The organism is Kribbella deserti, from assembly GCF_042434725.1.
Taxonomy (GTDB): domain Bacteria; phylum Actinomycetota; class Actinomycetes; order Propionibacteriales; family Kribbellaceae; genus Kribbella; species Kribbella deserti.
Genome location: NZ_JBHLTC010000037.1, coordinates 196132 through 208235, shown reverse-complemented (window position 1 = coordinate 208235; position 12104 = coordinate 196132). Strand labels below are relative to the sequence as shown.

The window sequence follows — 12104 nt, the reverse complement described above, 5'->3', positions numbered from 1 at the left end:
CTAGGGAAATCTAGCCCCAGCGCTAGACAACCCTAGAGGGCGACATCGACTACTACAGCGGTGCTCCCGTGCTTCGAACGCCTGTTCACATACAAGCACATCCGCTGACCGGAAATCAACCTCAGCGCGCCTGCGGACACCGGCCCTCTGGGTCGCTATGGTCTCGGCATGAGTGGGGCGAAACCCCTGAGTGGGGCGGAGGAGTTGCGGCGGCTCGCGGAACCTGCGGCCGCGCAGTACGAACGCACCCACCAGCAGTATGTCGGCGGCGCGCGCAAGCTCGAAGCACTGATCAACGAGCTGATCGGTGACGAAGAGGGCATCAACTATCTGAGCGCGACCGCCCGGGCCAAGGATCCGGAGTCGTTCTACGAGAAGGCCTCGCGTCCGCATCCCGACGATCCCACCCGGCTGAAGTACGACGACCCGCTGCAGCAGATCACCGATCTGGTCGCGGCCCGGGTGATCACCTTCCTGGTCGAGGCGGTGGACCGGGTCTGCGAGGTGATCGAGTCCGAGTTCGAGATCGTCGAGCACACCGATATGGGCGCGCACACGCGGGCACAGGGCGTGTTCGGATATGCCAGCAAGCACTATCTGGTCCGGCTGAACGCCCACCGCTCCGATCTGCCCGAGTACTCCGTGCTGAAAAACCTGACGATGGAGATCCAGGTCCGTACGGCGGTTCAGCACGCCTGGGCCGAGTTCGAGCACGACATTCGCTACAAGCTGGATATTCCGCCGGAGCGCAAGCCCGAGTTCGACCGCCGGTTCCTGCTCGCGGCGGCGCTGATGGAACTCGCGGACAACGAGTTCGCCGAGATCGACAAGATGTACCGCTCGCTCGCCGCGAAGCCGGACACTTCGCCGTCACCGACCGAGGCGCTCAGCCCGGCCGCGCTCACGACGTACCTGACCAGGCGGTATCCGGACGCTCCGCACGCCAAGACCAATCACTACGTCTGGATGCTCGGCATTCTCGGGCGGCTGGGCGTGACGACCGAGCAGGAGCTGGGCGCGCTGCTGGCCGGGGTCGACAGCACCGCGGTCCAGGCGGCGATGACGCACCGCTTCCCGGCTGGAACCGTGCGCCGGCTCGACGACGACCTGCTGGCGGCCAAGGGCCAGGACTATCTCAACCTGTTCGCCGACGAGGAGCGCCGGACGAAGATCCTGCGCGGCCGCCTCAAGGCCCTCAGCCGCGCCGGTCTGGCCTGATCCAGGCTCGCCCGGCCCGCTGCGCCGGTTCGTCTCACCAGCTGGGGTTCGAGGCCTCCCCAGTCCTTGAGCAGGACTTAGACCACGGCGTGAAACTCGTTTGACGGGCCCCAGAAGCCGACGCCTAGTGTTGATGAGAGCGCCTGGCCAGCGCTCAGTCCTGCTTCGGAAACCCCTTACCTCACCCCTCTTGGGACGTCATGTCGCTGCGCGAAATTCCATTCGCCGATCCAGGTGTGCCCGACACCCGGTCAGGCCTTCGATTCATTCTCTGGCTGGAGCACCAGCAGATCCGCGGTCAGCTGGCCGCGATCGGCTGGGGCCTGCTGTTCTTCGGTTCCATCGCCGCCGCTCCGGTCGCGGTCGGTATCGCCGTGCAGGCCGTCATCGACCGGTCCTGGCCCCGGCTGCTGCTGGCCGGTGGCCTGCTGCTGGCGATGGGCGTCGTGAAAGCCATCTCCGACGCGTTCTTCCACAAGGCCGTCGTCACCAACTGGATCCGTACCGCGGCGCGGATCCAGCAGCTGCTCGCACGCAAGGCCGCCGACCTCGGATCGATGCTGACCCGCCGGATCGCGGCCGGTGAGGTGGTCGCGGTCAACAGCGGTGATGTCGAGCGGATCGGCTGGTTCGTCGAGATCATCGGCCGGTTCAGCGCCGCCCTGCTGACCTGCCTCGCCGTCGTGATCGGCCTGCTCTTCTACGAACCGCAGCTCGGTCTGGCCGTCGCGCTCGCCGTACCGGTGCTGGCGCTGTCGATCGTGCCGCTGCTGAAGCCGGCCGAGCGCCGGGCCGATGCCCAGCGCGCGAAGAACGGCCGCGCGACCGAACTGGCCGCCGATACCGTGGCGGGTCTGCGCGTGCTGCGCGGTATCGGTGGCGAGGAACTGTTCCTGGCTCGCTACCGCTCTGCCTCGCAGGAGGTCCGCAGCGCTTCGGTGCGCACCGCCCGGATGTGGTCACTGATCGCCGCGCTCCAGATCTTCCTGTTCGGCTTGTTCCTGGTCTTCATCGTGTGGTTCGGCATCAGCCTGGTGCGGTCCGGCCGGATCGGTGTCGGCGAACTCGTCACGACGTACGGCTTCGTCACGTTCCTGCTGCTGCCGTTGCAGGTGTTCGAGGAGACCGCGAGCGCCTTCATCTTCTCCAAGGTCTCCGCCAAGCGCGCAGCCCGCGTGCTGGCGATCCAGCGGACCGACGACACGATGGGCCAGGGCGTCGCGCAGGCGCCTCGCGGTGACCTGTTCGATCCGGTCTCTGGTCTGCTCGTCCAGGAGGGCAGTTTCACCGCTGTCGTCTGCGGCGATCCCGACGCCGGTGGCAAGCTCGCCGACCGGCTGGGCGGTCACAGCCCGGATGCCCTGCCTGAGGACGCCTCGGTGCTGGTGGGCGGTGTATCGCTCGACAACCTTCCGCTCGCTTCGGCGCGGGAAGCCGTGCTCGTACAGGACAAGGACCCGGTGCTGCTCTCCGGCTCGGTGCACGAACTGTTCGACGTACCGGCGAGTGGAGACGTTTCGATCGCGGACGCTCTGCGGGCCTCGCAGTGCGCGGACATCCTCGACGTACTGGCTCAGACCTTGCCGGAAGGCGTCGAGGATCCGATGGAGGCCGTACTGACCGAGCGCGGTCGTTCGCTGTCCGGAGGCCAACGGCAGCGGGTGGCCCTTGCCAGGTCGTTGTACGTCGATCCGCCGGTGCTGGTTCTCGACGAGCCCACGAGCGCAGTGGACGCGCATACCGAGGCCCGGGTGGCAGACGGCCTTGGGGCGTTGCGAGCCGGCAAGACGACCGTGGTGTTCACGTCCAGCCCGTTGGTGCTGGACCGGGCCGACCAGGTGGTGTTCGTTCCGGACGGCCGGGTGGCCGCCGTCGGCACGCATCACGAGTTGGTGCATTCCGACCGCCGCTACCGCTCGGTGGTCACCCGTGAAGATGAAGCTCTCGAGGAGACAGCGTGAAGCGCCCTGAGTACGACCCGGCCGCCCCGCAGGCGGCCGCGCGCCTGCCGGTCGGCGGGACGCCAACGGTCAAGGCGTATGTCCGTGAGCTGGCCGTGCGGCACAAGTTGGCCTTCGCCTGGCTGATCGGAGTCAACGCGATCGCGGCCATCAGCGGCATGGTCGGGCCGTACCTGCTCGGTGAGGTCGTGCAGAAGCTCACGGTGGGCCAACGCGATCTCAACCTGCCGTGGGTGATCGGGCTGTTCCTGCTCGCCCTGGTACTCCAGACGATCTTCGTGCGCCTTACCCGGTTGAAGGGCGCGGTGCTCGGTGAGCACATGCTGGCCGACCTGCGCGAGGACTTCCTGGTCCGGGCGGTCGCACTGCCGCCGGGTGTGCTGGAGCGCGCCGGAACGGGTGACCTGCTCTCGCGGATCACCACCGACGTGGACCGCCTCTCGAACGCGATGCGGCACGCCGTACCGCAGTTGACCATCGCGGTGTTGTGGGCGTTCCTGCTGCTGGGCGCGTTGATCGTGACCGCACCGGAACTCGCGATCGCCGTGGTCATCGCCGCGCCGATCCTGATCATCGGAGGCCGGTGGTACTTCCGCCGGGCGCCTTCGGCCTACCGGTCGGAGGCCGCGGGCTACGCGGCGGTGGCATCGGCGCTGGCCGAGACCGTTGACGCGGGTCGCACCGTTGAGGCCCACCGGCTGGGCGAGCGCCGGATCGGCATGAGCGATCGGCGGATCGGCCAGTGGGTCGCCTGGGAGCGGTACACCCTGTGGCTGCGGATGATGCTGTTCCCGATCGTGAACGCCACGCACACGGTGGCGCTGGTCGCCGTACTGGTGATCGGTGGCGGCTTCACGATCCAGGGGTGGATGACGGTGGGCGCACTCACCACCGGCGCCATCTACATCCAGATGCTGTCCGAGCCGGTCAACATGATGCTCCGGTGGTACGACGAACTGCAGGTGGCTCAGGTATCTCTGGCGCGGCTCGTTGGCGTCCGCGAGGTTGAAGCGGCCGCGACGGGTGACGACACCGAACCGGACGGCCGGACCGTACTGGCGGACGAGGTGCGCTTCGGCTACTTGGAAGGCCGGGACGTACTGCACGGCGTCACGCTGCGGGTGGAGCCGGGCGCGCGAGTTGCGCTGGTCGGACCGTCCGGTGCGGGCAAGTCCACGCTCGGACGCCTCCTGGCCGGGATCTACTCGCCACGGCTCGGGGACATCACCCTGGGCGGTGCAGCGCTCGACAAGATGTCCGCCGAGCGGGTCCGGAACCACGTGGCACTGGTCAACCAGGAGCACCACGTCTTCGTCGGCAGCATGCGGGACAACCTGCGGCTGGCGCGGACTAGTGCGACCGACGCGGAGCTCTGGCAGGCTCTGCGGGCTGTAGACGCTCATGCCTGGGTGGCCGGGTTGGAGAACGGTCTGGACACCGAGGTCGGTTCTGGCGGCGTATCACTCGCACCGGCTCAGGCGCAGCAGATCGCGTTGGCCCGGCTGGTACTGGCCGATCCGCACACGCTGGTCCTGGACGAGGCCACCTCGCTCATGGACCCGCGGGCCGCTCGTCACCTGGAGAGGTCCCTGGCCGGCGTACTGGAAGGCCGTACGGTCGTGGCGATCGCGCACCGGCTGCACACCGCCCACGACGCCGACGTGATCGCCGTGGTCGAGGACGGCCGCATCGTGGAGCTAGGCGGTCACGACGACCTGGTGGCCGCCGAAGGTCCCTACGCCGCCTTGTGGCACTCCTGGCATGGAGACCGTTAGTAGGTAAGTTCTATTGGTATGACCTTGCTGAGCACGCTGCTCTCGTTGCCCGCTGTCATCGCGTTCGATGTTGATGACTCCGGCCGGCTTCTAGTCGGGTACGACGGGAGCGGCGTGCGTCAGTTGCACGAGGTTTCGCCCGCTGGCGACTGGCGTGCGCTGACCGACTTGGCCGACCGGGTGACGAACGGCCAGCTCATTCCAGGCACCACCCGGGTGGTCGTCGAGCACGACACCGGCGGCAACGAGCGAGGCCAGCTGTCCGTACTGGACCTGACCGATCCGGAGCTCGAGCTCGAACCGCTCGTGCACGATCCCGAGTACTTCAACACGTTGATCGAGGTCCGGGCCGATCGGCTGCTTTATACGAGCAATCGGCGTAACGGCACCGACTTCGACCTGATCGCCCGCGAACTTGCCACCGGCGACGAAACCACCCTCTGGGACGGCGGCGGCTACGTCATGCGGGTGAAGCCCTCTCCGGACGGCCGCTGGGTGGCCGTCACCCGCGCCGGTGGGCCCGCGAACTCGAACCAGTTGCTGCTGGTCGAATCCGGCACCACCCACACCATCGAGGTCACGTCGTACGACGACCCGACGTACCTGCACGCCATCTCCTGGTTGCCGGACTCGTCCGGGCTGCTGGTCGCGTCCGACGCGGACCGGGACCGGATCGCCATTCTCCGGTACGACCTGGCCACGGGCGCGTTGTCCGACCTGCTCGTGGACGAGCGGTACGACCTGGCCGGGTGGGCCTGTCCCGACGGCGAGCACCTACTGGTCGCGACCACCGACGACGGAGAGATCTCGCTCGCCCTGCACCGCCTCGCGGACGGCGTACTGCTGGCGCCGCTCGGCCTGCCCGCGGGTGGTTGCGCGGCCCGGCACATGGCGGCCGCGGATCCGCTCTGGTCGACGGACGGGGCCTACGCGCTGATCAACTACAACTCGCCGACGGAACCGCCTTGCGTGATCCGGTACACGCGGGAGACCGGCGAGCTGCTGACCGTGCGCGCCCCGGATATGCCCGAGCTGCCGGCGAATCTGCCCACGCCGGAGAGCCACCGGGTGAAGTCGTTCGACGGCGAGCAGATCCCGGTATTCGTCTACCGCCCGGCCGACGGTGGCGACGGTTCGGCCGTGGTGCTGGTTCACGGTGGGCCCGAGTGGATGTCGGCCCGCGTGTGGCATCCGATGACGATCGCGCTCGCCGGGCAAGGCCATACCGTCGTCGTTCCGAACGTGCGCGGGTCGGCCGGATACGGCAAACGCTGGTATTCCCTCGACGACAAGTACCTGCGGCTCAACTCGGTCAAGGATCTCGCGGCGCTCCACGACTGGCTGCCCGAGCTGGGCCTCGACCCGCGACGTGCCGCGCTGTACGGCGGTTCCTACGGCGGCTACATGGTGCTCGCGGGACTGGCCTTCCAGCCGGAGCGCTGGGCCGCCGGAGTGGACGTGGTCGGCATGGCTTCGCTGGTGACGTTCCTGGAGAACACCTCGGACTACCGCCGGGTGGCCCGCGAACGCGAGTACGGGTCGTTGGCCGAAGACCGGGAATTCCTCGAACAGGCCAGCCCGCTCAACCAGGTCGACCAGATCCGCGCGCCCCTGCTGGTGATCCACGGCGCGAACGACCCGCGGGTCCCGTTGTCCGAGGCCGAGCAGATCGCCGCCGCGCTCGCCGCTCGGGACATCCCGTGCGAGCTACTGGTCTACCCCGACGAAGGCCACGGCCTGCACAAGCGGGTCAACCAGCTCGACGCATATCCGAAGGCCTTGGCGTTCTTGGCGGAAACCCTTAAATAAAAGGCGATTCACTCATGGTGAGGGTGGCCGCCGTCGCGTCGAGCACCACCGGCGCGCCGAGCGGTACCGCCAGGTTGAGGTCCGCGTGACCGACCGGCACCTGGCCGACCATCGGAATTGCCAGGGGCGCAAGGCGATCGTGGACCAGGTCCTCGACCCGGCCCGGCCCCTCGGCCTCGGTGAAGTCGCCGATGACCAGCCCTGCCACCCGATCGAACCAGCCCGCGCGCAGCAACTGCGTGAACAAGCGGTCCAGGCGGTAGACGTCCTCGCCGACATCCTCCAGTACAACGATCGCGCCGTCGGGCCGAAGCTCCGTCGGCGTACCGAGAGAGGACGCCAGCATCGCCAGGTTGCCGCCGAGCAGACGGCCTTCCGCGCGGCCGGACACCAACGTACGAGCTGCTGAAGGCGCGAGCAGATCGGTGATCGACTCGGGCTCGAACAGCAAGGCCCGCAGGCGATCCCGGCTCGCCTCGACCGCGAGCTGTTCGACCGCCGCGACCATCGGGCCGTGCACGGTGACCAGGCCCGCGGAGAGGAACACCTCGTGCAAAACCGTGACATCGCTGAAGCCGAGCAGCAGCTTGTCCGGCGCTGAGGTCAGTTCGGCGAGGTCGAGTTGCTGGAGCATGCGCTGGGCGGCGTAACCACCGCGGGCGCAGAGAACGGCCTGGTACTGCGGATCGAGCCAAGCATCGCGGAAGTCCTTCGCCCTGGCCGCGTCATCGCCTGCCAGGTAAGGGAAAACCTCGTGCCGCGCGAGTACGGACGGCATCACCACCGGGTCCAGACCCCACTCGCGAAGCAGCTTCAGCCCGACCTCCAGGCGCGCCTCAACCACCGGCCCGGACGTGGCCACCACCGCCACCCGATCCCCCACCCGAAGCCGCCGCGGCTTGCGCACCTCATCCATCCCTCGACCCTACCTTCCTTGGAACCCTTACTTTGCGACCGCTTCTTGCGACGATCGGACCCGTTTTGCCGCACGTCCGCTGCCTGTCAGGTACAGGCGGCCTCGCAGCGGCAAAACGGGTCCGATCGTCGCAAAAGTTGGGATGCGTGGACTAGCGCGTGATCGTGACGGGGGTGGACTTGGTGGTGTTGTTGACGGTGACGGTCAGGGTGATGGTGCCGGGGCGGAGGCCGGTGAGCTGGCCGCTTGCCGGGTCGAAGGCGGCGACGGACCAGAACGGCGCTTCCCGGGCCGGACCCAGGTGCAGCAGCGACGAGCCGGACCAGTCGGCCGAGACGGGGAACGCGACCGGAACTCGCCGGTTGTCCTGCACGACGGTCGCACCGGCCGGGGCCGAGGCGTTCACCTTCACCGACGCCGGCGCGTTCAGCTCCAGCGCATCCACGTGCGGGCGGAGCTCCAGCTTGAGCCACCCGCTCTCCGGCGACGACCAGTGCCGGTACGGCGCCTCGGCCGCGCGGGCCGAACCGTCCACGCCTACCAGCGCCCAGCCGGTGAAACCACCCGCGTCGGGTGCTGCCGACGGACCCTTGCCGGCGTTACCCGTGAGCGGCAGCAGTACGCCATCCGTGCGGGTGGCCGCGAACGTGCCCGCGTGGGCCGCCAGGTACGCGGCCCCCTTACCGGTCGACGCCCGGAAGTCGGCGAGCCAGCGAACCAGCAGTTCGGCCTCCTTGCGATCGGCCAGCTGGGAGTTCGCGGTCGGCGACGGGTCGTTGATCGGGTGGTGGGCCATCACCACGACGTTCCGGATCGACTTGTTCCGGGCGGCGTCGTCGAGCTGGCGGCGCAGGTCGAGGATCTGGGCGAATCCGCCCGCCCGCAACGAACCGAGCGACGAGTCACGCAGTACGAAGCGCGTGCCCTTGTGGTCGAACGTGCTGGTTGGAGCGCCGAAGACCTTCGACCATTCGGACAGATCGCCCGGGCCGTAGCTCTCATGGTTGCCCGGAACGTAGTGCACCGGAACCCGGCCGGCGACCTCCTCGTCGAGGATGCGCTTGGCCAGGGCGATGTCGTTCGCGAAGGCCCGGTCGACGAAGTCACCGTTGATAACAAGGAACTCCGGCGACTGCGCGAGCGCCTCGCGGATCGAACGACGCGCCTGCTGCACGATGTCCGAGTCCGGGTTGTCCGCGGTGAACTGAGCGTCTGAGAGTACGGCGAACTTCCACCGGTTCGGGCCGACCGTGCCGTCGGTGATCACCATCGGGTCGATCACCTTGGCGGGCGGCGCCAGGTCAACGGGCGGCGCGCTGCGCACGGTCAGGTCGTCCACCACGATCCGGCCCGAGTACTGCCGGGTCGGCGCGGTCTCCACGACGTACAGCCGGAAGAACCGCAACGGCATGGTCAGCCCCGGCGGGATGTCCGCCTCGACGTACTTCCAGCCGGTCCAGTCGACGGCCGCCGCGAGGTTCACCGTCTTCGCGGCACCACCCGCGGCGTCGTACAGGTTGGCGCGCAACCAAGCGCCCTTGCCATCGCCGTACACCCAAGCGCCGAGCTTTTGCGGCTGCCCGGGCAACGTCTGCTGAACGGTCTGGGCCAGGTACGCCGCGCGCGTGGCCGTTGTCCCGGTCAACGAGTAGTCCAGGGCGATCGCGCTACCACCATCGTGGCCTTCGGCAACGGACTTGCTCGCACTCACGACCACCGGGAAGCCCGTGGCCTGCCAGCCGTTGAGGTTGTCCAGCTCGTCGACGACCTGCGCGGTCAGACCCGCGGTGACGGCCAGTTCCGTACTCAGGCCGGCCGCCTTCGCCTTGACCACGGTCGAAACCGGGCCGTCGCCGAGCGGGGTGACGGCGAATCCATTGCCCTTGGCAACGACCTTGATCAGCGTGGCGTCGTACTCGAGGCGGAGATCGCGCGGCTCCACCCAGGTGGCGAAGCCGTTCGCGTCGTACCCGTTGATGCTGAAGGTGCTGGTGGCCGGCAGTGAGACCTGCCGGGTGGAAGGAGCGAGGCGCACGGGCTTGCCGAGAACGGTCAGCGGGAAGCGCCCGTGCGCCTGGCCACGGATCGCGGACACGGAGGTCTCACCGGCGAGCCGGCCGGTGACGACCGCTTCGCCGAGATTCCCCGCCACGCGGACATGCGGCCCGGCGGTCCACAACGGCACGCCCGCGACCGCGGCGTACGTCTCGTCGTGACCGCGAGCGGCGAGGACCCGGCTCAGGCCGGTCAGTACCCGGGCGCTGTGGCTCAGGTCGGCGTCGGCGGCGGCATCCGCCGTACCGGTCGCCTCGATTCGGAAGCCCTTCAGGCGGCCGGATCCCTTGACGGGCAGCAGGCCGAGGCCGTTCGGGGTCAGCCGCTCGGCGCCGTCGGAAGGCTTGTTCACCACCTCGGGCGTGACCTCGCCAGGCGCTCGCCGCAGCATCGTGGACGAGCCACCACCGTCGAGATTCAGTACGTCGTCCGAGCCGAGGTCGAGCATCAGCCGGCCGAGCTCCCGCTCGGTCAGACCGCGCGAATCCGCCATCCGGCCGTCCACGGTGAGCAGCACCATCCGGCGGCCGTCGGCCGAGAAGCCGATCGCGGTGCGCGGGTGCAACGCGGTGTCATCGACGTTCAGCACCTGGCCGTCACGGGCGAGCTGGATGTTGCCGCTGACGCTCACGGCGATGTCCGCCGCGTCGCTACGTGGGCCGTAGTTCACGACGACCTTCTCGCCCGGTTCGAAGGCGGTCAGCGCGGTGGCACCGGCGTCCCGGCCGATCAGCGCGAGTTCCCCGGCGGCGAGCGGCGTCGTACCGGCTGCGGTGTTGCTGGAGACGACCACCCCGTCGCGCAGCACGATCTCGCGCACAGCCGCGACACCGTCCACGGTCCTGGTCCGCGGCGTCGCGCCCCACTGCGGCGTGTAAAGACCCACGCCACCCGCCTTGACCTCCGGCGAGTTGAGGTTGGTCAGGTCGAGCTTGCTGCCGTCGTCGTCTGTTGCCGTACCGGCGAGAAAGACCTGGGCGATGCGGCCGATGCCGTCGGCGCCGATAACGGCCGACTCGTTGTGACCGCTCGCGGGCGCGTTGACGAGCCGCCCCGCGCCGCCGTCCTCATCGCGCTCAATGCCGACGCCGAGCGGTGCGCCCGTGTCGTTGATGTCGAAGAAGTCGCCGTTGACCCCGGCGATCGCACCCTTGCGGGCCACCTGCTGACTGAGCACCTCGCGGCCCGAGACCGTGCCGGGGTTGAGGTAGTCCACCTTCACCCCACCGGCGTCCAGGTCCGCGACCAGGATGTCGCCTCGCAACCAGCCGCGAGCGTCCAGCCGATCGAAGCTGGTGTACGTGACGCCGGGCGCCACCGGAGTGTCCGAGCGCCTCGTGACCAGGCCTTCGCCCGGCGGCGCCAGTGCGACATCCGGGATGTCCGAGACCGCCGACGAACCCCGGTGCGCCTCGACCACCCCGGCGGCGGCTAGCCGGTCCCGGGACAGCTCGGGCTCTGGCGTGAATGCGGCGGCGGTTGGCACTACCAAGGTGGTCACCAGACCGCCGGTGAGCACGCCGGCCAGCAAACCGCTGGCCAACCGGGATGTCTTACGGACGTACGACGGCATGGGGCCTCCTCGACAGGGCGGACGCGGCCATCCGACGCCGCGCGCCCTACCGGGAGGTGAGGCCCGGGTGTACGCCGGTCGACCGGACGGTGACAAAGTAACCCGTCCGGTGCTTAACCGGTAGATATCTGGCGAACCTATCGCAGGCTAATCCTGCGGGCAGCCCGAGCCGGGAGCCGGAAGGGCACCCATCAGCCGAGCCGCGGGTGGTCGGCGGCCAGGGCTGTGAGGTCAGTCGAAGCTGAGGGGACGGCCTGCGCCGGCCCAGGCGTACATGCCGCCGTCGAGGTTGATCACGTCGCGGCCTTCGGCGTTCAGGAACTGCGTCGCCATGCCGGAACGGCCGCCGACCGCGCAGACGCAGACGATGCGCTGGTCCTTCGGCACCTCGGCCACGCGGGCCTGCAGTTCGCCGAGCGGGATGTGCTGGGCGCCGGCGATGTGCCCGCGGGCCCATTCGTCGTCCTCGCGGACATCGAGCACATGAACATCGGCCAGCATCTCGTCGGTCAGATCGGCGAGCGTGATGGCAGGAATCTCAGACATGACCCGATCATCCCAGACCGCCTGTAGTGGCTCCGCCAGCCGTGGCGCCCACTCGCCCAGAGCACCGTCGAGCCCATCCGCCATGACTGCCGCGCGCCCAGGCCGCGATGCGCGAGGCGGAGTGCGGTCGGTCGCGGGGGTGGCGGGATAGCGATTGCCCTTGCTTTTTCGCGGAGGCCACCTTCTAATCTACTGAGCGCTATCAACCGACTACTTATCGTGCACGACTCTTTTTCCGCCCGGAACAAGCA

At 68.7% G+C, this 12104-nt stretch carries 7 protein-coding genes; 4 read left to right on the top strand and 3 right to left on the bottom strand.

Annotation, left to right across the window (positions count from 1 at the left end):
- Positions 1 to 168 precede the first annotated feature (168 nt).
- From ACFFGN_RS29270 to ACFFGN_RS29255, 4 genes are all read left to right on the top strand, one after another.
- Complete coding sequence (locus ACFFGN_RS29270; RefSeq protein ID WP_380053975.1) at positions 169 to 1218, top strand: GTP pyrophosphokinase; 1050 nt, start codon at positions 169 to 171, stop codon at positions 1216 to 1218.
- A gap of 200 nt (positions 1219 to 1418) precedes the next feature.
- The gene (locus ACFFGN_RS29265; protein ID WP_380053970.1) at positions 1419 to 3179 is read left to right on the top strand and encodes an ABC transporter transmembrane domain-containing protein; all 1761 of its coding nucleotides are present in this window, start codon (positions 1419 to 1421) and stop codon (positions 3177 to 3179) included.
- Entirely contained in the window at positions 3176 to 4954 is a 1779-nt protein-coding gene (locus ACFFGN_RS29260; RefSeq protein ID WP_380053966.1) for an ABC transporter ATP-binding protein, read from the top strand. Before ACFFGN_RS29265 ends, ACFFGN_RS29260 begins: the two co-directional genes overlap by 4 nt.
- 18 nt (positions 4955 to 4972) lie before the next feature.
- Positions 4973 to 6763: a S9 family peptidase gene (locus ACFFGN_RS29255; protein ID WP_380053962.1), complete on the top strand. Its 1791-nt coding sequence runs from the start codon at positions 4973 to 4975 to the stop codon at positions 6761 to 6763.
- Here ACFFGN_RS29255 and ACFFGN_RS29250 read toward each other — a convergent pair.
- From ACFFGN_RS29250 to ACFFGN_RS29240, 3 genes are all read right to left on the bottom strand, one after another.
- Positions 6756 to 7679: a S66 peptidase family protein gene (locus tag ACFFGN_RS29250; RefSeq protein WP_380053957.1), complete on the bottom strand. Its 924-nt coding sequence runs from the start codon at positions 7677 to 7679 to the stop codon at positions 6756 to 6758. The genes ACFFGN_RS29255 and ACFFGN_RS29250 overlap by 8 nt on opposite strands.
- Positions 7680 to 7830: 151 nt before the next feature.
- Positions 7831 to 11307, bottom strand: a complete 3477-nt coding sequence (locus ACFFGN_RS29245) for a phosphodiester glycosidase family protein (RefSeq protein ID WP_380053953.1) — start codon at positions 11305 to 11307, stop codon at positions 7831 to 7833.
- Positions 11308 to 11538: 231 nt separating this feature from the next.
- Positions 11539 to 11853 carry a rhodanese-like domain-containing protein gene (locus tag ACFFGN_RS29240; protein ID WP_380053948.1) on the bottom strand — a complete coding sequence of 105 codons (315 nt, stop codon included), beginning with the start codon at positions 11851 to 11853 and terminating at the stop codon, positions 11539 to 11541.
- Positions 11854 to 12104: the final 251 nt, after the last annotated feature.